The 21208-nt window shown below is 44.6% G+C and carries 22 protein-coding genes; 13 read left to right on the top strand and 9 right to left on the bottom strand.

All coding sequences use genetic code 11. The features are described from left to right. The first annotated feature begins 37 nt into the window (after positions 1–37). Genes QUF61_RS08100 through QUF61_RS08090 form a run of 3 tightly spaced genes read left to right on the top strand, consistent with a single transcriptional unit; the run spans position 38 to position 1995 of the window. A complete protein-coding gene (locus QUF61_RS08100; protein ID WP_103922032.1) occupies positions 38–436 on the top strand; it encodes a lysozyme inhibitor LprI family protein in 399 nt (132 codons plus the stop codon). A gap of 17 nt (positions 437–453) precedes the next feature. After that, positions 454–1320 carry a polysaccharide deacetylase family protein gene (locus tag QUF61_RS08095; protein ID WP_289681283.1) on the top strand — a complete coding sequence of 289 codons (867 nt, stop codon included), beginning with the start codon at positions 454–456 and terminating at the stop codon, positions 1318–1320. 12 nt (positions 1321–1332) lie between these two features. Continuing rightward, the gene (locus QUF61_RS08090) at positions 1333–1995 is read left to right on the top strand and encodes a FecR domain-containing protein (protein WP_103922034.1); all 663 of its coding nucleotides are present in this window, start codon (positions 1333–1335) and stop codon (positions 1993–1995) included. A 19-nt stretch (positions 1996–2014) separates the two neighbouring features. On the opposite strand, the gene QUF61_RS08085 is transcribed toward QUF61_RS08090, so the two are convergent. Further along, entirely contained in the window at positions 2015–2614 is a 600-nt protein-coding gene (locus QUF61_RS08085; RefSeq protein WP_103922035.1) for an SPOR domain-containing protein, read from the bottom strand. A gap of 126 nt (positions 2615–2740) precedes the next feature. Here QUF61_RS08085 and QUF61_RS08080 point away from each other — a divergent pair, with 126 nt between their 5' ends. Further along, positions 2741–3853, top strand: coding sequence for a hypothetical protein (locus QUF61_RS08080; protein ID WP_103922036.1), 1113 nt, complete (start codon positions 2741–2743; stop codon positions 3851–3853). A gap of 13 nt (positions 3854–3866) precedes the next feature. Here the strand turns inward: QUF61_RS08080 and uvrB are convergent, their stop codons facing one another. From uvrB to QUF61_RS08055, 5 genes are all read right to left on the bottom strand, one after another. Continuing rightward, positions 3867–5900 carry an excinuclease ABC subunit UvrB gene (gene uvrB / locus QUF61_RS08075; protein WP_289681282.1) on the bottom strand — a complete coding sequence of 678 codons (2034 nt, stop codon included), beginning with the start codon at positions 5898–5900 and terminating at the stop codon, positions 3867–3869. A 518-nt stretch (positions 5901–6418) separates the two neighbouring features. Next, positions 6419–6790 carry a hypothetical protein gene (locus QUF61_RS08070; protein WP_289681281.1) on the bottom strand — a complete coding sequence of 124 codons (372 nt, stop codon included), beginning with the start codon at positions 6788–6790 and terminating at the stop codon, positions 6419–6421. A 32-nt stretch (positions 6791–6822) separates the two neighbouring features. Next, positions 6823–8241, bottom strand: a complete 1419-nt coding sequence (gene der / locus QUF61_RS08065; protein ID WP_289681280.1) for a ribosome biogenesis GTPase Der — start codon at positions 8239–8241, stop codon at positions 6823–6825. Further along, positions 8238–9425: an outer membrane protein assembly factor BamB gene (gene bamB / locus QUF61_RS08060; RefSeq protein WP_289681279.1), complete on the bottom strand. Its 1188-nt coding sequence runs from the start codon at positions 9423–9425 to the stop codon at positions 8238–8240. Before bamB ends, der begins: the two co-directional genes overlap by 4 nt. Then, positions 9422–10249 carry a YfgM family protein gene (locus QUF61_RS08055; RefSeq protein WP_289681278.1) on the bottom strand — a complete coding sequence of 276 codons (828 nt, stop codon included), beginning with the start codon at positions 10247–10249 and terminating at the stop codon, positions 9422–9424. Before QUF61_RS08055 ends, bamB begins: the two co-directional genes overlap by 4 nt. Positions 10250–10557: 308 nt before the next feature. On the opposite strand from QUF61_RS08055, the gene QUF61_RS08050 reads away from it, so the two are divergent. The 6 genes from QUF61_RS08050 (at position 10558) to soxA (ending at position 13737) form a co-directional block, all read left to right on the top strand. Next, positions 10558–11184: a thiosulfohydrolase SoxB family protein gene (locus QUF61_RS08050; protein ID WP_289681277.1), complete on the top strand. Its 627-nt coding sequence runs from the start codon at positions 10558–10560 to the stop codon at positions 11182–11184. After that, positions 11184–11441, top strand: coding sequence for a hypothetical protein (locus QUF61_RS08045; RefSeq protein WP_177428645.1), 258 nt, complete (start codon positions 11184–11186; stop codon positions 11439–11441). Before QUF61_RS08050 ends, QUF61_RS08045 begins: the two co-directional genes overlap by 1 nt. A 98-nt stretch (positions 11442–11539) precedes the next feature. Further along, positions 11540–11833 (top strand): sulfur oxidation c-type cytochrome SoxX, encoded by a 294-nt coding sequence (gene soxX / locus QUF61_RS08040; protein ID WP_289681276.1) that lies wholly within the window; start codon positions 11540–11542, stop codon positions 11831–11833. Between the two features lie 19 nt (positions 11834–11852). Next, complete coding sequence (soxY, locus tag QUF61_RS08035) at positions 11853–12317, top strand: thiosulfate oxidation carrier protein SoxY (protein ID WP_306438056.1); 465 nt, start codon at positions 11853–11855, stop codon at positions 12315–12317. Positions 12318–12422: 105 nt separating this feature from the next. Beyond that, on the top strand, positions 12423–12737 hold the full coding sequence (gene soxZ / locus QUF61_RS08030; RefSeq protein ID WP_103922050.1) for a thiosulfate oxidation carrier complex protein SoxZ: 315 nt from the start codon (positions 12423–12425) through the stop codon (positions 12735–12737). A gap of 151 nt (positions 12738–12888) precedes the next feature. Further along, positions 12889–13737, top strand: coding sequence for a sulfur oxidation c-type cytochrome SoxA (soxA, locus tag QUF61_RS08025; RefSeq protein WP_103922051.1), 849 nt, complete (start codon positions 12889–12891; stop codon positions 13735–13737). Between the two features lie 759 nt (positions 13738–14496). Here soxA and QUF61_RS08020 read toward each other — a convergent pair. The 3 genes from QUF61_RS08020 to QUF61_RS08010 all read right to left on the bottom strand — a co-directional run bounded on the left by QUF61_RS08020 (position 14497) and on the right by QUF61_RS08010 (position 18937). Beyond that, on the bottom strand, positions 14497–15522 hold the full coding sequence (locus QUF61_RS08020) for a hypothetical protein (RefSeq protein WP_289681275.1): 1026 nt from the start codon (positions 15520–15522) through the stop codon (positions 14497–14499). 296 nt (positions 15523–15818) lie between these two features. Then, positions 15819–16556 (bottom strand): hypothetical protein, encoded by a 738-nt coding sequence (locus tag QUF61_RS08015; protein WP_289681274.1) that lies wholly within the window; start codon positions 16554–16556, stop codon positions 15819–15821. Positions 16557–17086: 530 nt separating this feature from the next. Continuing rightward, a complete protein-coding gene (locus QUF61_RS08010; protein ID WP_289681273.1) occupies positions 17087–18937 on the bottom strand; it encodes an ATP-binding protein in 1851 nt (616 codons plus the stop codon). 392 nt (positions 18938–19329) lie between these two features. Here QUF61_RS08010 and QUF61_RS08005 point away from each other — a divergent pair, with 392 nt between their 5' ends. From QUF61_RS08005 to QUF61_RS07995, 3 genes are all read left to right on the top strand, one after another. After that, a complete protein-coding gene (locus QUF61_RS08005) occupies positions 19330–19614 on the top strand; it encodes a hypothetical protein (protein WP_146066817.1) in 285 nt (94 codons plus the stop codon). A gap of 14 nt (positions 19615–19628) precedes the next feature. Further along, positions 19629–20390, top strand: a complete 762-nt coding sequence (locus tag QUF61_RS08000; protein WP_103921203.1) for a hypothetical protein — start codon at positions 19629–19631, stop codon at positions 20388–20390. A gap of 295 nt (positions 20391–20685) precedes the next feature. Next, positions 20686–21208, top strand: a 523-nt coding sequence (locus tag QUF61_RS07995; protein ID WP_289681272.1) for a hypothetical protein, incomplete at its 3' end; no start/stop codon positions are given.

Here is a 21208-nt window from a genome sequence, read left to right as displayed (position 1 = left end):
CATTTATATATCATTCAAATATTCAGGAATATCGAAAATGAAATCCCTCCTACCTTTGCTGGCTCTACCATTACTGTTATCCAGCACGCTGGCTCCGGCTGCTGAACCGGCTTACAGTAAAACCTTCCAGCCTTGTCTGGATAACTCCGGCGGCGTTACTGCGCTAATGCACCATTGCATTAGCGCAGAAATAGAAGTACAGGATAAGTTACTGAATGCCAATTATAAAAAATTAATGGCTAATCTGACAGCGGAACGGAAAAATAGCTTAAAAACCGCGCAACGTTTATGGCTTAAATATCGTAAAGCCAATTGTGATTTTTATTATGATCCTGATGGTGGCAGCTTTGCAGGTATCAGCGCGGGGAATTGTAAGCTGGACATGACTGCAAACAGAGCACAGGAACTGGCTGATTTGGCTGCTGGGCCAATATAATACAAGGGCGCACTTGCATGTCATTAAAATCAATAATATCGCCTATTTTCTGGTCTGGCTTGTACTATACGGGTTTATCCTGGTTTATGCGGGAAGTCGTGTTAAGAAAACGGGTCACGATCTTGTTATATCACAATCCTGAACCCGGTGATTTTCAGGCGCATATGGCTTGGTTAAGCTCGCGTTACCAATTTATCCCTTTACAACAATTGATTGATGCCATTGCGCAGAAAGACTGGCAGCGCATTCCGGCAAAAGCCCTGATTGTCACCTTAGATGATGGTCATCAGAGCAATTATTTATTACGTGACAGTATTAAGCAATTTCAGATACCGGCAACGATTTTTGCCTGTAGCCACATTGTCAATACGCATCGCCGTTACTGGTGGCAAGTTGGCTATCCCGATAATCAGACATTAAAAACCCTGCCCAGGGCGGATATGTTGCAGCAGTTAAAACAAAAAACTGCTTATGAGCCGGAAAAAGCATACCCGGAACGCTGCGCTTTAAGTCTTGAAGAAATCAAAGCATTACAGGCTGTCGGTGTTGATTTTCAGGGTCATGGTAAATTTCACCCGATTTTACCCTTATGTGAAGATGCTGAAAGCCATGATGAAATTGTTGATGGAAAAAAAGCGCTGGAAGCCTTAGTCAATAACTCCGTAACATTTTTTGCCTATCCTAATGGGGATTATGGTGAAAGAGAAATAAACTACTTAAAACAGGCAGCTTATCGGGGAGCGCGCACCACAAAACTTGGCTGGGCGCAAATTGACAGTGATCCCTTTCAGTTACCCTCTATTTCGGTACATGAATCGGCTTCCGTCAAGAAATTATCCGCACAAATCACCGGTCTACATCACTACTTATTCTGGTTTTTATAGGAGCCTGCCGCCATGTGTCAATCACATTCCAAACCTAATCGCCGTGACTTTTTGCGCTTATCTCTGGGCATATCGCTTGTGCCTATGGGCTTATTGGGATTTTCTCGCCTGAGTTTTGCCAGCAATATTGCCGAGTTGGAAGGTGTGGTGACTATTAACCGCAAACCGGTCACGACAGAGAGCATCGTAAGCATTGGAGATCGTATAGAAACCAAAGCCAATAGTCGTATTGTCTTTACGATTAATAAAGATGCTTACCGTTTAGGCCCTTATTCAAAAATGACAGTCAAAGCCAACAAAGCGGGTACAGAAGTATTTTTAAACCTGTTAAGCGGCTCAATGCTGGGGGTATTTTCCAAAGGCAACAAACGCATCCACACGCACAGTGCCACCATAGGTATTCGCGGTACGGGCGTATTTCTGGAAGTGAAACATGAGTCCACTTATTTTTGCACCTGCTTTGGCGAAACGGAATTAAATTCAATTGTTTCTGAGCCGAATGCTAAAGATGCAACGCATCAGGAAATTATCAGCAGCAAGCATCACAGCAGCCGCATGATCACACACGCGCCAGTGCCTGAGGTATCTGGCAGTGATATGCATGGTCATACCGATGCTGAGATTCGGCAGTTGGCGGGATTAATTAATTTACCGCTTCCCAGCACTTTTTTATAAGTAATAAGAGAAATTATTTTTAAGGAATCTTCTTAATCATACCTTTAAGCCTCGCCTGCTGTTTCAGGCGGCGTAGCTGTTGTTTGGCCTGACTTTTTGTTTCCTGCGGCAAAAGACGCACGACATACCAGATACCTTTTTTACCTGTGGTTTTGACCACGACAGCGGGTAGCTCTTTGGTTTTTAGTTTTTTAACCAGATTCCGGGCTTTATTTTTATCCCGAAAACTGGCTGCCTGTACATACCATTCTTTACCATCACTGCCATCAAAATCTGTGGTTTCCGGCATCGCTTCACTGAAATCACCAAAGCTGTTACCCCCTTCCTCATCAATAGGCTGCCCCTGTAAATCCAGGAAGACAAAATTATTAATAATAGGGTAAGGTGAAGGCTGGGTTTCCAAATCAGCCTGCATACCGCGTATTGTGCCCATCTCATCGGGCAACGGCTCACGCAGGGCATATTCTGCACCCGTGCTGGAAATACCCAGCAGTGATTTGATAATCACATAGATTAATAACATCAGAACAAACAGCACCATGCCACCCGTAATTCGTTGTTTGGGATCGTAGGGAGGTTCTTCAACAGGCTGAGGAATACGGGTATTATGTTTTGCCATAAGTTTTGCTATAAAAAATTTGAAATGAGTTTAAGAGCCAAAATATGCAAGTCCTGAAATTGTAATCTGTAAAATAGTGTACAAAAATATATCATTTACTGATGTTACGCAACCTGGATAATTTTCATGTCTGATTTTTTTAAATTCACCTTCTCCATTAAAGCCATTACCAGCTTTTTGCTGTGTTTTATTTTTCTTATGCCTAATATGGCACAGGCAGCCAAGCGTTATAAACTTTATATTGATGCCACACCTCAAAATGCAAAAATTGTTATCTGGAATATCAAACCTGCATTTCGTCAGGGTATACGTTTGCGTTCAGGGTCTTATAATGTACAAGTCAGTCATCCCGGTTATCAAAGTCGACGTTTTACAGTGAAAATGAAAAATAAAAATCGTCGCTTAAAAGTTAAATTGCAAGCCAATAAACGCCGTTTATATATCGAAACCATTCCCAAGAAAGCCAATATTACCATCTGGAATATTAAACCTAAATTTCAACAAGGCATGTATTTGGCATCTGGGGACTATGACGTTGAAATCACACATAAGGGTTATGAAAGCTGGCGGGATAACATCACCCTGCAAACCAAGGATCGACATATCTCCATCGAATTGGAAGAACAGTTTAAGTTTTCCACGCAATCACTAGAGCCGCTACGCCGCCCGGTAAAACTGGCAACACCGTTACAAACCCCTGTCAGTGATGCGTTTAGTAGTGAGCCACATTATCATTTACAAATTCGCACCCAACCGGAAACAGCCAAGGTGCGTCTGGTCAATATTGCTAAAAATTACCAGCCAAATATGCTGCTGCCAACTGGAAAATACCAGCTTAAAGTCAGTGCACCGGGGCATATTTCACGGATGCAATGGGTAGAAATCAGTGATCAATCACTGGCTTTGGATATTCGTTTATCCACCCCTGAGCAATGTTATTACAGCGAGCAACCCGCCCATAAAAATAGCCAGCGTGCACAATTAAGCCAACAGGTTAACCTGCGGTTTTATGGGCAATATGTAGAAGCAATTTATACCGCGCAGATTTTACCTGATCGCCATATTAACCGCTTTCGGCTGCTGGGTACCCAACATGATGGCGTGCTGGATTTAATTGGTACAGTGTATGATGATAATGAACCTTCGGAACTGCGCAGCCAGATGCGCTTATCCGGTAATCAACTGTATATTCATTTTGATGGCAAGGAACAGGTTTTATACAAGGCAAAATGCCCCTAAAAATATTTGGCCTTTAGGCAAAAACCTGTTCTTGAATATGCGCAATTTCATCACGTAATTTTGCCGCCTCTTCAAACTCCAGGTTTTCCGCGTGTGATAACATTTGTTTTTCCAGTTGCGCAATTTTTTTCGCCAGTTGCGCAGGCGACAATGCCTGATAATGCGCGGCTTGCTCGGCGACTTTTGCTAATTCGCCAGAAGCTTTGCTGTGTGGGTTGCTGATGTCATGTCCCACAGACCCACTGCCCGCCGTTTCCAGAATATCCGCCACCATTTTTTTCACACCTTTAGGCGTGATATTGTGTTGTTTATTCCAGTCCAACTGTTTTGCGCGTCGCCGTGCTGTTTCGCTAATGGCGCGCTGCATGGAACCGGTTTCTCTATCCGCGTATAAAATGGCTTTGCCGTTGACGTTACGGGCAGCACGGCCTATAGTCTGGATAAGAGAGCGTTCGGAGCGCAAAAAACCTTCTTTATCAGCATCAAGAATCGCCACCAGCGACACTTCCGGCATATCCAGACCTTCACGCAACAGGTTGATGCCCACCAGCACGTCAAACACCCCCAGGCGCAAATCACGAATGATTTCCATGCGTTCCACAGTATCAATATCAGAATGTAGATAACGCACCTTAACCCCGTGTTCATTCAGGTATTCGGTGAGGTCTTCAGACATGCGTTTAGTCAGCGTGGTAATCAGTACCCGCTCTTGTTTGGCAACCCGCAGATGAATTTCTGAGAGTACATCATCCACTTGTCCGGTAACCGGGCGCACTTCAATTTCCGGGTCAACCAAACCCGTGGGGCGCACGACCTGCTCCACCACTTGCTTTGCATGTTCACCTTCATAGTTACCCGGTGTTGCCGAAACCATAATCATTTGTGGCGCAAGTTTTTCAAATTCTTCAAATTTCAGTGGTCGGTTGTCCAAAGCTGAAGGTAGACGAAAGCCGTATTCAACCAGGGTTTCCTTGCGTGAGCGATCCCCGCGAAACATCGCGCCAATCTGTGGCACAGTAACATGAGATTCGTCAATTACCAGCAAGGCATCAGCGGGCAGATAATCAAACAGTGTCGGCGGCGGCTCGCCATCTTCGCGCCCGGAAAGGTAACGTGAGTAATTTTCAATCCCGGAACAATACCCCAGTTGCACGATCATTTCCAAATCAAACTGTACCCGTTGCTCCAGGCGTTGCGCTTCCACCAGTTTATTGGCATTACGCAGGCTGTCCAAACGCTGCTTGAGTTCCAGTTTAACTGCATCTATGGCTTTTAGCAGCACTTCACGCGGTGTCGCGTAATGGGTTTTAGGATAGATGGTGATACGCGCAATTTCGCCCTGGGTACGCCCGGTCAGTGGGTCAAAATAACGAATTGATTCCACTTCATCATCAAACAGTTCAATGCGTACCGCATCGCGTTCTGATTCTGCGGGGAATATATCAATGGTTTCGCCGCGCACCCGATAGGTGCCGCGTGCCAGTTCGGTTTCATTGCGGGTATATTGTAATTCTGCCAGACGGCGCAGAACAAAACGCTGCTCAACCGGATCACCACGCACCAGATGCAGCAGCATTTTCATGTAAGCATCAGGATCACCCAAACCATAAATGGCTGAGACGGAGGCGACAATAATCGCATCTTTACGCTCCATCATGGCTTTGGTGGCAGACAAACGCATTTGCTCAATATGCGCATTGACGGAGGCATCTTTTTCAATAAAAGTATCGGTGGTGGGGACGTAGGCTTCCGGCTGATAATAATCATAATACGACACAAAATATTCCACCGCATTGTGTGGAAAAAATGCTTTCATTTCGCCGTATAATTGCGCTGCCAAGGTTTTATTAGGTGCCAGAATCAGGGTGGTGCGTTCTAATTGTTGCACCACGTTGGCAATGGTGAAGGTTTTACCGGAACCCGTCACGCCCAGCAGGGTCTGGTGAGACATCTGATTGTTGATGCCATTAAATAACTGCTTGATTGCTGTGGGTTGATCACCAGCAGGCTGGTAATCGGAAACCAGTTGAAAAGTACATTTTGTCATAGAAGATTTTTTGATTATAGTGCTTTGTGTGGGATACACCTGTAGCCATTCCTGGAGGCAGCTATCAGTTTGGACTTTGGACAAAGTATTCCCCCCCCCTACCTCTTACCGAGGTTATCACAACATCTTCTCCAAATTAACTTTAAGCGACCGTTTCAGGTGGTGAGCGGTTCTTAAAAATTATCGGTTGACGTAGACGTTTACCTGGTGATCCCCCTTTTGCTCGTCCCGGCGAATTTCCCCGGGGTTTGGGTGTACATGCCGGTGTCCCAAGTGCCCGAATAATTCGTTCGTAGTCACGTTGCACTTGTGCAGAACCGGGCAAGCGATGTGCTTTCCATTCCGATATGTAGCGTTCCCATGGATTGGGTAGCATAACGCATAACGGTGAGGCCATCCATAGTTGAGTATAGGCCAAACAGGCTAGTACAGTAACTGGTAAAAACAAATAATAACTTCAGAAACTTGGCTGGTCTTTTTCTTCATTTCCTGCGTTCTGAAAACAGTTACATAGCTTGCTATGCGCCTGTTTTCACGCCTTGAAAATGAATAAAAATCCTGTGCCCAGTTCCTGCACTTATTTCATCCTCACTTCTTATTTCGCATCGTCGTTTGCCAAAGACAATCAACCATAAAATATTTTTGAACACCAACTTATCTTGTTGGTCGAATACCTGGCAACGAACCAAGTCGAACGGCTTTTCGTACATCGGTGCATCTATTTTTCCACACATCAGCAGGTTGTTCCAACGTTGTAGTTTAACCTGCAACTTTCTCCCTGAGTGGGTTTCCCAGGGGATTTTGGTTTCTTCATCAGGCTCACCCCACGTGCCTGTATCCTTAAGGTCAATAGTAGCGTCCCCTTTTATAAATTCCCGCCCGGATTCCAAACACGCCTTTGCCTGAAGTGATTGAGGTTAAACTACTTTTTCTTCTTATGATGCTTCATCAAACGCCGCTTTTTATTAATCTGGTGCTGATTCAAGGTGTTTTTCTTACCTTCATAAGGATTGCTGCTTTGTTTGAAAGCCAGTTTGATGGGGGTGCCTTCCAATTGCAGTACTTCGCGCAGCGTGTTCATGATATAGCGCCGATAGGCGTTGGACAGGGATTCCACCTGGCTGCCATGCAGAATATATAAAGGTGGATTTTTGCCACCCTGGTGCATATAACGTAATTTGATGCGGCGACCACGTACCAGTGGTGGTGGATGGGCGCTGGTGGCATCATTGAGAATCTGGTTAAGGCGTGAGGTACTGGTTTGGCGGATGGAAGAGAACCAGGCGCGGCGGATTAAACCAAATAAGTTGCCAACGCCGGAGCCGTGCAGGGCGGAAATAAAACGCGGCTTGGCAAAGTCGATAAAGTGTAGTTTCCGCTCCAGGGTGTATTTAACCTGATCGCGCTGATCGTTGCTCAGGCCATCCCATTTGTTGACTGCCAATACCAGGGCGCGTCCACTGTCTAAGGCGTAACCCAGCAGGGTGCTGTCTTGTACGGTCATGCCTTCACGGGCATCAAATAACATCACCACCACGTTGCTTTGCTCAATGGCTTGCAAGGATTTGATGACGCTGAATTTCTCTATGGTTTCATGAACCTTGGAGCGGCGGCGCACACCCGCAGTGTCTATCAGGGTGTATTGTTGTCCATCGCGCTCGAAAGGAATTTCTATGCTGTCGCGGGTGGTGCCGGGGGCATCGAAAGTCAGTTGGCGCTCTTCGCCCAGAATGCGGTTAATCAGGGTGGATTTGCCGACATTGGGACGACCGATAATCGCAACCCGAATACGGTCACGCTCTGCTTCTGCATCTTCTAATTCTGGGGTTTCTTCAACAGGTTCTGGAAAGTCTGCCAGTACCTTGTCCATCAAGGTTTTGATACCGTGTCCATGTACGGCGGCAATGGTTTTCATTTCCGGGAAACCCAGGCGGTGAAACTCAGCGCTCACCAGATTGGGGTCAAAACCTTCTGTTTTATTAATTGCCAAGTATACCGGCGTGTCAAAAGCGCGTAATTTTTTGGCGATATTTTCATCCATGCCGTTAAGACCGGCACGACCATCGACCAGAAAAATCACGGCATCCGCTTCAGCAACGGCGACCAGCGCCTGCTGCATAATCAGTGCTGTGATTTCATTATCGTCTTCATCAATACCGCCGGTATCCACCAGCATGTATTTGGCAGGGCCGACCCGCCCGATGCCATAACGTCGATCCCGGGTCAGCCCCGGCTGGTTGGCAACCAGCGCGTCACGGGCGCGGGTCAGGGCGTTAAACAGGGTGGATTTACCGACATTGGGGCGACCGACAATGACAACAACGGGCAGGTTTTGGCTCATTCTGTCGCCTCACTTGCCGTGGCAGCTTCTGCATCGGATGACGGCGCACCACCTTGTACAAAATGCAGTTCACCGTTATTGGTCAGTATCAATAACTTATCATCCACCACCAGCGGACGAATACGGATGCCGGATTTGTCTGTCAACATACGCGCCACAAACTGACCGTCCTCTTTGCGCAGCCAATGCAGATAACCTTCAAAATCACCGACGACTATGGTGTCACCGATGCTGACCGGTGCGGTGATTTTACGCGCATCCAGTTTGTCCTGTTTCCATAAGCTGCTACCGGTGTAACGCTCCAGCGCATACACATGGCTTCGCTCATCACTGAAATACACGGCATTATCATCAGCACTCAAACCGGCATAAGCGGAAGACTCCTTATCCCATAAAATTTCACCGCTGAGTGGGTCAATGGCAACTGTGCGCCCCTGGTAGGCACTGGCATATAGAGTACCTGCATACAGGGTTAGTTCACCATCGACATCCACCATGCGTTCCAGTTCTGAACGTCCGCGTGGTTGCGCCAGACGGGTTTCCCACAGCGGTTTGCCCGTGCTAATGTCTAAAGCACTTAAACGCCCATTGGCAAAACCGATATACACGGTATGCCCATCAAGCAGGGGATCGCCTGCACCACGCAGACTTAAGGCGGGTACATTACGCTCATAGACCCACAGACGTTTGCCGGTTTGCGTGCTTAAACCTGTGACGCGACCATCAATACTACGCACAATGACAATATTTTCAGCAACCGCTGGCGTGGATAACACTTCACTGGAAACGCTGCTATGCCAACGCTCAGCACCATCGCTCAATTCTCTGGCAAAAACTTCACCTTCAGAGGTGGCAACCACAACCAAGCCATGTCCAACGCCAGGGCCACCACTAATGGGTTGTTTGAGGTTGTGTTTCCAGATATTTTGTCCCGTCTGTAACGATTGCGCCTGAATTTTACCTTTAGGTGAGGCGGTAATTAACTGTGACTCACTCAAGCGTGGCGATAAGTTCAGGCTGCTGCCTTTCAAATTGACACTGGTGTTGCGCGTCCACAACGCATTAACCCCGAGTGACTGGCTAAACTCAACCAGTTTTGCCGGGGGTTTGGCGTTATCCTTGGCACCACAGGCAGCCAATGTCAACACAAATCCTGAAAAAATCAAACGTACTAAAATATTCATTGTGGCTTGACTGGGGTTGCTGAGATGGGCACAGGCGCTGCAAGCGGCGCAGTGGATTCAGCAACCGTAGCACTTGTTGTTGCAGGCTGGGTTTGAGTGGCTTTATCTGTCACTTTTTCTACCGGAGTTGCGGCTGGAACTTCCGGGGCAGGCGTTGCCGCAGGCACAACATTCGCTGCACTGATAATGCCTTCAGAGACACCTAAGGCATCACGTTTTTGTTGTATCCAACTGCGATGGGTGGCTTGCAAATGTTTACTTTGCAACGCCTTATCATAGGACTCGGCTGCGCTGGCCTTGTCGCCTTGCGCAGCGAGCATGTCGCCTTGCAGTTCTTCAGCCAGAGATTTAAACACGGTATTTTGCAGTTGTGCCAGTAAGGTTTTGGCTACATCAAAGTTTTTTTCTGCAACCAGTAAACGGGCCTTATGCAAACGCGCAAGATCTTTAAGCTCTTTCAGCTCGCTATGACTGATAACCCAATCTAAGGATTCCTGGGCGGGTGCTTGTTTTTTCTGCTTGGCATCCAGCAGGCTGGCTAAGGCAGTATAAGCGCTGCCGGTATGGTCATCACGCAATTGTTTGAGTGAATTGGCAGTGCTGTTTTGCAGCGCTTCATTTGCTTCACTCTGGCGACTGGCATTTAACACCTGCTCATAGGCATAACTGGCGAGTTCAGCTTGTGTTTGCACATGCCCCTGCCAGAAGCGCCAGCCAAATAACAGGCCAAAACCTAATGTCAGGCCTATTAACACGCTGTTACCATTTTCTTTCCACCATTTTTTAATGGCTTCAACTTGTTCTTCTTCAGTTTCGTATTTCACGAGGCTCTCCAGATGATATAACTAAATTTAATCATTTCTACTTTCAAAGAAGGCCAAGCCTTGGCTTGGACGCCTTCAATAACTTAGCGTGAGAATGGAAGCGGTTTTCAGCATTTTTCGTGCTGACAAGAAGCTTACATCGAACTCAGGTTAATTTTCGGCAAACCGGCTATTTTAGTTGATTTTAGCAATAATTCAATCAGATAAAATTTTTGACTTGAAAAATGATTAAAATCATGACAAATTAACATAAGCTACAAAGAATAAAAGGAGGCGTTTCCCCCGTAGTCAAACAATTACGTGCCCAGGTGGGTGATAATAACAGTTTATTGCTTGATGGTGGTGATACCTGGCAAGGCTCAGGAACGGCTTATAAAACCCGTGACCGGGATATGGTTGATGCCTATAATTTATTAGGCGTTGACATTATGACCGGGCATTGGGAATATACCTATCTGGATACAGAAGCTCTGGACAATATCAAAGCCTTTAATGGTGATTTTGTCGCGCAGAATGTCAAGGTTAAAGAAGAAGCTCTGTTTGATGGCTCCCCGACATTTAATGAAGATAGCGGTCATGCCTTTAAACCGTATATCATGAAAGAGATTAATGGCACTAAAGTTACCGTGGTGGGGCAAAGCTTCCCCTATACGCCGATTGCCAATCCGCAATGTTTTATTCCTGACTGGACATTTGGCATTAACGATAAGGACATGCAGCTTATCGTTAATCAGATGCGTGAACAGGAAAAAGCCGATGTGGTCGTGGTTTTATCCCACAATGGCATGGATGTTGATCTGAAAATGGCTTCCCACATCACCGGAATTGATGTAATTTTGGGAGGACATACCCATGATGGCATGCCAGCGCCAACAATTGTCAAAAATGCCAGTGGTAAAACCTTAGCGGTTCTAATGGTAAATTTATCGGGGTGATGGATGCGAAAGACGGTAAACTAGGAGGCTGTCCGAGAACAGAGGCCGTAGCGAGGGAAAGCTGGTTTGAGGCACATAAAAAATACATCGTGGCAGGTTGGGCAACGGTTGACTCAAAATCACCCGGTGCCCCCATCTGGGATGTTGTGGCAGATTATTTACGTCTGCAAAAAGGGCAGGTAGTGATTAAAAAACTCAATACCCCCAAACTTAAAAATATACAAGGCAACCCAAGCGTTGCCGATTATCCGGTGTAAACCAACCTAAGGAGAAGAACTGCATGAAGTCAGTAATCAAGTCGATAACGACTTTCACTGCACTGACAGCAATATTGGGGGTAATGAGTTTCCCCCCGGTGCTGGCAGCTGATGAAAAAAGTGTGATGGAAAAAGGCAAATCGCTGGCATTTGACCGTAAAAAAGGCAATTGCCTGGCCTGTCACGTCATCAAAGATGGCGTTTCTCCTGGAAACATCGGACCACCATTGATTTATATGAGTGCGCGCTATAAATCCAAAGAAGCTTTACATGCGCAAATTGCTGATGCCACAGTTGCAAATCCAAATAGCTTAATGCCACCATTTGGGAAGCACGGCATTCTTTCTGATGCTGAAATTGGCAAAATTGTTGAATTTATTTACAGTCTTTAATCCAAGAGGAAATAAACTGATGACCATGAAACGCAGAACCTTTATCACTAATGCACTGGTTGGCGGTGCTGCCGCAGCAGGTGCTGCATTGTTGCCACGCGCTGCTTTTTCAGCAGACTGGCCAAAGGATGCTTTTGAAGCAAAATCCGTTAGTGATGCTTTAAGTAAATTGTTGGGCAGTTCAGATCAAACTGAAAGTGCTGATATTACGATTAAAGCCCCCGATATTGCAGAAAACGGTGCCGTAGTCCCTGTACAGGTGACTGCAACCATGCCTAATGTGGAATCCATTTCCATTATTGCGGAAAAAAATCCAGTACCACTGATTGCCAGCTTCCAGTTTGGTGACAATGGCGCAGGTTTTGTATCCACCCGTATTAAAATGGGTAAAACCTCAAATGTGATTGCTGTCGTTAAAGCAGATGGCAAGTTATTCTCTGCCAAGAAAGAAGTGAAAGTCACCATTGGTGGTTGTGGCGGTTAATATTATCATTTAATGCACCAAGCATTAAAAATTCCTATTATTCAGATTGAGTCTGCATAAACCTGCGCTCAATCCATAGCCTATGTTTTATCAGGAGAGAATCCCATGGCAAGCGGTATGAGAGTACAAGCCAAAGTAAAAAATGATGTAACCCAGGTAAAAGCCCTGATCACCCATCCAATGGAAACCGGTAACCGTAAAGATAAAAAAAGCGGTAAAGTGATTCCTGCAAATTTTATTGAAGAAGTGCTCTGCGAGCATAATGGTAAAGCAGTCATGACTGCGCAATGGAGTGGCGGGATTTCTAAAAACCCTTACATGGCATTTAAATTTAAGGGTGGAGCCAAAGACGAAATGGTTAAAGTTTCCTGGCGTGACAACCTGGGAAAAAGTGCGTCTTTAGATGTTAAAATTAAATAATAAGGTGGCGCAGAATAAAATGACCTGAGTATCAGGTTGTTTTCTGCCGGAACGGAGTAGTAGATTCAATTCTGCTGCTCCGTTTTTTCACTATCAAAGAACTTTAAAGGAGGCGGTTACGTCAGCAGTCGGCATAACCGAACAATAATTTATGAGAAAAATGCTTTTAATGGTGCTAAGCCTGAATTTATGTGCCAGCATTTCCATGCTCGCTCCCTCATTGGCTATTGCAGACGCAGAAGCTGACCGTGAAGCCTTTGTCGCCTATTTTAAAAAACAATTTTCCACTGTGCCTTATGAAGATTACGTTAATGGTGTTTATGCACTGAATAAAGATGCACGCTCACAATGGGAAGCGATTGAAGAGTTCCCTCCTTATGAGATTGATGTTGAAGAAGGGCAGAAATTATTTGAAACCCCATTTAAAAATGGCAAAACCTATGCAAGCTGTTTTGACAATGATGGCATTGCCATTCGCCAGAACTTCCCTTATTTTGATGTAAAAAGTGGTGAAGTGCATACCCTAGAGCAAGATATTAATGCTTGCCGGGAAAAAAATGGTGAAAAGCCATTGAAGTGGAAAAAAGGTAATATCGCCAAAATTTCTGCCTATATGGCCTATACCTCGCGTGACAAAATTATCAATGTTGTCATTCCTGATGACCCGCGCGCAAAAGCGGCTTATGAAGAAGGCAAAAAGTTTTTCTATGCCAAACGCGGTCAGTTGAACTTTGCTTGCGCAGATTGCCACATTTATAGCCCAGGTAGATTGATTCGTACTGAAACCTTAAGTCCTGCGCTGGGCCAAGTGACACATTTCCCTGTATATCGTTCAAAATGGGGGGAAATTGGCACCTTGCATCGGCGTTATGGTGGTTGTAATAAACAAGTGCGCGCAAAACCTTTTAAGGCGCAAAGCCGCCAATATCGTAATCTGGAATATTTCCATACTTATATGAGTAATGGCCTGCCCATCAATGGGCCTGGGGTGCGTAAATAGCCACCTGAAAAATCCCCATACCAATAAAAAAAGAGCAGGTTTTTACCTGCTCTTTTTTATTGCACGTTTATCTTAGAGTGAAGATGAAATAAGTGCAGGAACTGGGTACAGGATTTTTATTTTCCATGCACAAGGTTAAAACCTTCGCCTTTCAGGCGAACAGATTTATCTCTGATGTTTAACGGTAAAACTTAAAATATGGGTTTTAGCACTAACACCCCAAAGGGGTATTTTAATATAGCTTGGGGCAACGCCCCAAGGTAGAGAATGACACGTTTACGCCCTGAAAGGGCAGGTTAAAATGATTGCAATATTTTTATTTGCCCTTTCAGGGCGTGTGAGCCGTAATTGTCATTGGCTCAGTCATTATAATAATAACAAAACAGTGCTGTTGATAACCGCAAGGAAGTGGAAGTCAGCAAAATCTTACCTGTGCAAGTCCGCAAATAAATTACAATATAAATTACAAGACAGCCAATAAATTAAAAATATAAAACGACACTATTGTTCTATTTCCTCAGCCAAGTCAAATTATAAAATTCAGAGATAAACCAGAATAAATTACAAGACAGCCAATAAATTAAAAAAATAAAACAACACTATCATTCTATTTCCTCAGCCAAGTCAAATTATAAAATTCAGAGATAAACCAGGAAAAACAGCCCGATCATATGAAAAAAACCAAAAATCAGCCATAACCTACCTATGGCAAGTCGTTTAGTGCCATAAATATGACTTAATGAGAAATGAAAATATCAGCTATTGGTATAACAACCGGGCAGCACTTTGCCCCTTAAACCATTTGCGCCCCTGCCGTTCAGTTTCTTCCAGCAAATGCCGCATGATACCAACAACCTTATAAAAATGATTACCGTAATGCTGTATGCCATCTATCCAGTTGTCTTGCTTAATTTCCAGACGTTGCAAAATAGGCTGAATATGTACAGGAATAGCGCCACGCTTACCATCACGAATACAACGCCCAGTCCAGTCCACCAGTTCAAAGTATTCTTCCTGGCTGATGGGCAGGCAAACATGCACATTCTGTGTGGCTTGAGGTTTCCCGGTCTTTTTAGACTCAGCGAAAGGTAACAGCCATTGGCTTTGTGGTTCTGGTTTTGAGACTGATTTCTTTTGAATCTCAACTCTTGCTGCAAAGGAAGTAAATTCAGAATCTTCTGGGGTTTGGGCAATCGCGGCTCGTACCGGGTTAAGGTCAACATACGCCATACAGCTAATTAAAGCGGCATCATCCAGCAAAGCCTGAGATTTGAAACGTCCTTCCCAGAAGCGCCCGGTACACTTATCTTCCCTGTTTGCCTGGCGTGCAATCGGCTCGTTCAGACAACGCATAAACCAGCTTAAATCTGCCAAACGTTCCCGCCACAAGCTCACTTTTTCCTCATCTGCTGTCAGACGCGCAAAATAAGCGTTGACCACTTCATTATCAATTTGTTTGTCATCAGAATCTTTTAATGCCTGTGGTGGAAACAAGGTACACCAACGCTTAACCACTTCCTCAGCATCCCAGGTCAAACTCTGTTCATAATCCACATGCAGCACCAGATGATAATGATTACTCATAATGGTGTAAGCGCAAACCTCAACTGCAAACTGCCCAGCAAGCACTTCCAGCCTGTCCAGTATCCATTGCCGTCTGTGCTCATAATTGCAGCCACTTTGCTTATCAAGACCACATAAAAAAGCACGGCGCACAGCGCGACTGATGCAATGATAATGACCGTTAATGTGTTTACTGACTTGTTCTTTGCGTGGTGTGGGCATGGCTTTATCTCTCTTTTCAGGCTTTAGGACAGGGTAACAGAAATAATTAGATTTTGATATATTTTTATGGCTGTCTTTATTTTTCTTTTCTTTGCGTGGTGTGGGCATGGCTTTATCCCTCTTTGAATTTAGGTTTTAGGACAGGATAACAGAAATGATAAGATTTGAATATATTTTAATGGCTGTCTTGTAATTTGACAGAAATAATTAGATTTTGATATATTTTTATGGCTGTCTTTATTTTTTAACGCAGAATTCAGCGGCGGCAAAGCGTCCGACGACAACGCCTCGTTAGATTAAAACTCTCCACCATCAATAACAATATTGTTTGTATTTTGAGTTCGTTTATAGAAAAACTCTGTAATAACTTTTGAGAGAAATGGTGCGCCATACAAAATTAGAAGTGCCTGTAAGACTGGTGCTAATATTCCAGGGATAATCTCAATAAGAATAAATACAGAAATAAACAAAAATACTTTTTCTAAATCACTTTGCTCGACATACTGACCCCAAGTTGGTATAGCATCAGTACCTCTTGCACTACACTCTGGTTTTTCATCAGGCTTTAAATTTAATAAAAATGAAATAGAAACTAAATCTTGTGGTTCTAATCTAGAAAATAAATAAGTCATTTCAGTTATCGGATTATCTGTATTTTCTTCCAAGTCTACAGTGTTTATTGTTGGTTCTAACTTTTTAAATTTTACTTTTTCACTTGAGTCTACAACAGAACCTTTTGGAAAAAGAAATACAATAGATTGATCATCTATTCCTAATTGACCAACATTACAAATAGATATTTTATAAGATGCTAAATTCTCATGCTCTTTATTTTTATAGGATATTTTCAATGAGTCTTTTGGGATAGCACTATCGGCCGGCAGGCTAAACCTTGTTAAACTTGTAGTAATATTTAGCCGCTGTTGTTTTTTTCTTTCAAAATATGCTTTTACAAAAACTGAGGCTATGCTCGTGAATATAATTAGACCTAAACCACTAAAAAGCCATTCTTTATTAGCAATAATCCAATCCACAATTATATTCCTTTAACACCACAATACGATAAAACTATAACAACATAACCGAAACGAAGCGAAAAAACAACGCTTCAAACTACAATAAATTACATAACTTAAACGAAGCCAAGCTGAACTCAACTAAACGCAAAAACTTCAATAGAACTAAAAACAAAAAAACAAAGGGAAGAATATCAGTTTTTCCTAACTTGTTTATAGCCGGACGAATCGCCGACTACTCCAATATACCCCAATATGCGAGCAATTTTTCCGCATATATCTTAGGCGATATACGGCGATTCTTCCGCATATCCCAATATCACCCAATATCCCGTAAGATTTTCCATCATATTGGATATAACGCGAAAAATCTGGAACAGGATTTTTGTTCATTCAGGATTCTCACTATGAATGACCCTACTGTTATTGTCAATACTGAAAACCAACCTAAACCCAGGAAGCTTTTGCAGCGGGCGCAGGAAGTTTTGCAGCTCAAACATTACAGCATTTGCCATATAAAAAGGATAAAAATTAAATATTTATCCTTTTTATATGGCGATAAGCTGCTCGGCATCGGGCAGTATCAAAGTAAAACAAGCACCTTCGCCATGACGGCTATGCACCTTGATAAGTCCCTGATATTGTTGTGCCAGATTTTGGCTGATACTCAGGCCCAGCCCCGTACCCGCTTTGCCATCTGCGCGATAACTGAAAAAGGGATCAAAAATCTTGCTTAAATGCTCAGGTGGAATGCCAACGCCGGTATCCTGAATATGGAGTTGGATATTCTGCTGCGCACGTTCCAGCATGATATCCAGTTTTCCACCTTGCGGCATGGCATGAAAAGCGTTTTGCACCAGGTTCATAATCAACATACGCACATCGTTTTCCTGAGCCAGTACGCGGCAATTTGGCGTGTTGATTTGGATGTTCATGGTGATTTTGCGTTCCTGACTTTCATACTCCAGCAGTGATAAAGTCTCCCGTAAGGCGCTTTCAATATTCACCGGCTGGCGCTGTTCGCCGCCTAAGGTTGTCAATTTCAACAAGCGTTGCGTAACGGCAATACATTTGTCTATTTCCCGATCCAGCAAGGTCAGGTATTCACTGAGCTTAGGCGGATCACAAGTACCGGCATCCAGCAGGCGTAAGGTGTTTTGCAATGCCAGACGTATTGAGGCCAGAGGATTGTGAATTTCATGCGCAACCCCGGCAGCCACCTGCCCCATTGCCGAGAGTTTTTGCTCATGTGAAAACTGTACGGCTTTTTCTAAATCTCGAATCGATTCCACAATTAAGGATTTGCTTTGCCCTGCTTGTTTAATTTTCATGGGTGCGGCAAAAACTTCAACCGGGCGCTCCGTACCCTCTTTAGTAAAATAATGACTCAGTTTTTTGATGGGTTTTGAATTTTTGTTGATTTCATGTAAAGGGCAGGTGCTCAATGTCGGTGCGCAGGGCTTGGCGCGCTGATAAACATCATAACAATGCCGACTCAGCGCCGTTTCACTGTTGATACCCAGTTGTTTGCAATAGGCATGATTCACTTTAACAATACGATGCTCTGTATCCAGTACCCGAATACCATCAGGAATGGCATCAAGCAGCCCTTGTAAAAAAGCTTCCTGTTCATTGAGTTCCCGCATTTTTGTTTGCAGGGTTTCTGCCATCTGATTAAAGGTAGTGCTTAAACGTCCCAGTTCATTATCAGAATGCACTTGTACCCTGGCTGCCAGATTGCCTGCTGCCAGTTCCTGGCCTGCTTGTGCCAGGTGTTGTACGGGCTTGAGTACCATGCGGCTGATAAAAAACCATAGCATCAGCAAGGTTAAACTGATAATAATAATACCGGCACCGATAAACAATAAGGTCGTGGTGCGCGCTTTTGCCCGGATTGGGGCTGCGGCGTAATCAACAAACAACACGCCATTAACCGGTTTTTTTTCTAGTGGGCCGTGACATTGTATGCAGGGGGCTTTGTTATGCACCGGGTTGATACTGCGCAGGACTTCACCTGCCTCGGTTTTTAGAAAATCAGTGTGGGGTTGTTGTGGTAAGGTTTGATTGGGCCATTGAATGGTTTTTCCGAGTAAGCCGGTTACAGAAGCAAAGCGGATTTCTCCACGCGGGTTAACAATAAAAACCTGCTCCACATCTTCCTGTTCCCCCAGTCTGTGCACAATGTCACGCAAGCCATCCAAATCCTGTTTGAGCATGGCATTTTCCAGTGAGGTTTGTAGTAAAAGATTCACTGCAACGGAGGCGCTGCTACGCTCTTCTGCCAGTTGCGCGTGATAAAGGCCTGCAAACAATATTAAACAAAATAATGAACTTAAAATCAGCCCAGCACTGAGACTGAATAATAATTGCCGGTTCAGACTGTAACGAATCCAGTTCATAAAAAAGACCTTCCAGGTTTTTAAAACCTGGAAGGTCTAAAACCCATCAAAACAAGGCTGATAACGTAGTCGATTCAAGCAGCAACTTTTTTGTGCCTTAAGGTACATTATGAAGCTTTTGCGCAACGCCAAAAGCCGTAAGTGTAACACGTCACTTGTGACAAAGGCTTTGGGATTTTTATGGTTATGACATTTTGTCATATCAGTTCGGGTTCAGCATAATATAAGATTGTTTTTATTTTTTAATATCAATACTTTATGGTCATGGCATAGTTGTTGTAGGTATTCACCTGATGGTGTGCTTTTTGTTTTGCTGCGGTATTTAAGCGCAGTGATACAAGCCCATATTTTATTTTTTGATAAAAAATCAGATTAAAGGGGATGACCTTAAGATGAAACGATTTATATTGATGATATTTGGTTTACTACTGATTCAGCCTGCGTTGAGCTATGCTTTTGTTGCGGGAAGCCAGCCCTACCAACGACCTGCCAATGCCCCCCGCATTCAACAATATGTTAGGTCACCAGCCTGGTATCAACAAGCATTACAAGGCGTGTCACAACCCTATCCAGCCAGTTTAAGTTTTATACAGTATCAGGGTGCCTGGTATACCCCTTTTACACGTCCGGGTATGACTGGGCCTTATGATCTTCGCGGCTGGCATGTAAAAAAATAAAAGGAGTTGCGCCAATGCAAGCAGAGAATAAGTTAATTTTGTTTGGCGGTTCTGCGTTCGTTGCGATGCTGATATTAGCACTGGTCGTGGGTAAGCAAACACCATCAGAGCAGTCGGTGTCGGCACAAAAACCCAAGCCCATATCCCAGGCAGAGCCAAAACCGGTAACACACACGATTCCACCGACAGCAAACAGCAATGAAAAAATACAGGAGCCAGCGGCATCAACAATACAGGAGCCAGCGGCATCAATAGTACAAAAACCTCAGGCACTGACGGCTGAAACCTTGGTGTTTAAAGCCGAAGCAGATGAGAAAAAAGCAGGCATTCAAGCTGTGAAGCCAATGCCTGATACCTTGGTACCTAAAGCTGAACAAGCTGAGAAAAAAACAAGTATTCAAGCTGTGGAGCCAGTAATTGATAGCTTGACGTTTAAAGCTGGAGAAGCTGAAAAAAAACCAGGCATTCAAGCTGCTGAAGCTGTGGCTGATACCCTGCATATACCAGTACAGCCTTATCCAAAAATGGCACAACCCCGCATGGATATACAAGTGACTCAGGCTCAACAGCAATTGATGTCAGCACCGACTGAGACATGGAGTGTGCAACAACTCGCAGATAACAGCGTATTACTGGTACCCCCGCTACAAGGACAGGCAATGCCTGCGCAATTTGTTGAGCAGATAAAAAACAGTTTGCAAAGCCACGGCTGGAATATCCAGGAACCCGCAGAGGGACATGTGATTTTATGGGTACCTGAGCCGGGGAAAAAGTAACTGACAAAATGTCAGGCCAAACAAAGCACTAAAATCGGTGGTTTTAGGCAGAGTTCGGTTTTGTCCCTGACAAAATGGCAGGTTTTATTCGTCCAAGGTGTTAGCAGCATCGCTGGGCGAGTGATAAAAAACCATTAAAATCAATACCTAATATCAATAATAAAAGGCTGGCACAAGCCTTGCCATTAAGACAAATGTTGTGCAAATGCGCTACCTCAAGATTGAAACAAGAGGGTAAAAAATCCTCAAACTTTATTTTTAATAAGTAAAAAAACATCCTTTGGAGGAATATTGTATGTATTTTAATAAAATTGCTTTAACTGTCGCGGTTGCAACTCTGTTAGCTTCCCCATTGAGCATTGCTGCTGAAGATGCGAAACAAAAAGGCATGAGTGGTATGTCTGGCATGGGCGGTATGTCCGGCATGGGCGGTATGTCCGGCATGGGCGGCATGTGCGGTATGTGCGGCATGGGCGGCATGTGGGGTATGTGCGGCATGGGCGGCATGAGCGGTATGCCCGGCATGGGCGGCATGAGCGGTATGTCCGGCATGGGCGGTATGTGCGGTATGGGCGGTATGGGCGGTATGTCCGGCATGGGCGGGATGGGCGGTATGTCTGGTATGGGCGGCATGGGCGGTATGTCCGGCATGGGCGGTATGTCCGGCATGGGCGGCATGAGTGGTATGTCTGGCATGGGCGGTATGTCTGGTATGCACGGTATGTCCGGCATGGGCGGTATGTCTGGCATGGGCGGCATGAGTGGTATGTCTGGTTATGGCGGTGGTGGTGTTGCAAGCTCTCGCGCTTATTTCCATA

This window comes from Candidatus Venteria ishoeyi, from assembly GCF_030378065.1.
In the GTDB taxonomy this organism is placed as follows: Bacteria; Pseudomonadota; Gammaproteobacteria; order Beggiatoales; family Beggiatoaceae; genus Venteria; species Venteria ishoeyi.
Note: the sequence above shows the minus strand (reverse complement) of the source record. Positions and strands in the feature narration are given on the sequence as shown.

Bases quoted from the DNA above. Each gene is read 5' to 3' on its own strand.
- QUF61_RS08045 (WP_177428645.1), top strand. From the start codon at position 11,184: ATGGATGCGAAAGACGGTAAACTAGGAGGCTGTCCGAGAACAGAGGCC.
- QUF61_RS08095 (WP_289681283.1), top strand. From the start codon at position 454: ATGTCATTAAAATCAATAATATCGCCTATTTTCTGGTCTGGCTTGTAC.
- bamB (WP_289681279.1), bottom strand. From the start codon at position 9,425: ATGAATATTTTAGTACGTTTGATTTTTTCAGGATTTGTGTTGACATTG.
- der (WP_289681280.1), bottom strand. From the start codon at position 8,241: ATGAGCCAAAACCTGCCCGTTGTTGTCATTGTCGGTCGCCCCAATGTC.
- QUF61_RS08080 (WP_103922036.1), top strand. From the start codon at position 2,741: ATGTCTGATTTTTTTAAATTCACCTTCTCCATTAAAGCCATTACCAGC.
- soxY (WP_306438056.1), top strand. From the start codon at position 11,853: ATGACCATGAAACGCAGAACCTTTATCACTAATGCACTGGTTGGCGGT.
- uvrB (WP_289681282.1), bottom strand. From the start codon at position 5,900: ATGACAAAATGTACTTTTCAACTGGTTTCCGATTACCAGCCTGCTGGT.
- QUF61_RS08020 (WP_289681275.1), bottom strand. From the start codon at position 15,522: ATGCCCACACCACGCAAAGAACAAGTCAGTAAACACATTAACGGTCAT.
- QUF61_RS08085 (WP_103922035.1), bottom strand. From the start codon at position 2,614: ATGGCAAAACATAATACCCGTATTCCTCAGCCTGTTGAAGAACCTCCC.
- QUF61_RS08100 (WP_103922032.1), top strand. From the start codon at position 38: ATGAAATCCCTCCTACCTTTGCTGGCTCTACCATTACTGTTATCCAGC.
- QUF61_RS08090 (WP_103922034.1), top strand. From the start codon at position 1,333: ATGTGTCAATCACATTCCAAACCTAATCGCCGTGACTTTTTGCGCTTA.
- QUF61_RS08005 (WP_146066817.1), top strand. From the start codon at position 19,330: ATGAAACGATTTATATTGATGATATTTGGTTTACTACTGATTCAGCCT.
- QUF61_RS08010 (WP_289681273.1), bottom strand. From the start codon at position 18,937: ATGAACTGGATTCGTTACAGTCTGAACCGGCAATTATTATTCAGTCTC.
- soxZ (WP_103922050.1), top strand. From the start codon at position 12,423: ATGGCAAGCGGTATGAGAGTACAAGCCAAAGTAAAAAATGATGTAACC.
- QUF61_RS08000 (WP_103921203.1), top strand. From the start codon at position 19,629: ATGCAAGCAGAGAATAAGTTAATTTTGTTTGGCGGTTCTGCGTTCGTT.
- soxA (WP_103922051.1), top strand. From the start codon at position 12,889: ATGAGAAAAATGCTTTTAATGGTGCTAAGCCTGAATTTATGTGCCAGC.